1 protein-coding gene is annotated in these 342 nt (G+C 50.9%); it reads left to right on the forward strand.

Features of this window, described 5'->3' with window-relative positions:
• On the forward strand, nt 1-269 hold a 269-nt coding region (locus K0F85_RS05945), incomplete at its 5' end, for a hypothetical protein (RefSeq protein WP_219114969.1).
• Nucleotides 270-342: the final 73 nt, after the last annotated feature.

A 342-nucleotide genomic window follows, 5' to 3' on the forward strand; every position in this document is an offset into this window, starting at 1 on the left:
ACTACGGGCTACAGGTTTTTGATGCTGCTGAAAATGTCGTATTTGATTCATATTTGGCGGCTGGCGGCGTGTGCCTGGGCATATTTGAAGTGCCGCATGCAGGTGCCGTGTTTACATTTCCCGATATGGGCGGTGATTGGCGCGGATTTTCCATCAATCTGGTGGGCCGGAATGTGGCAGGAATGACCTATGACAACGCGTTGGGATATCCGCGATTTACCTTTGCCGACCTCAATTGGGGGCGCGTGGTTGCGCTACTGGTCAAATGAGTAATTTCGGGCTGCAAACATTTAATGGGGTGAACGAGTTGACAGTTAGCAGCAATGCGAATTTGCTGCACTG

It is taken from the genome of Janthinobacterium sp. UMAB-56 (assembly GCF_900095265.1).
Lineage (GTDB): Bacteria > Pseudomonadota > Gammaproteobacteria > Burkholderiales > Burkholderiaceae_D > Janthinobacterium.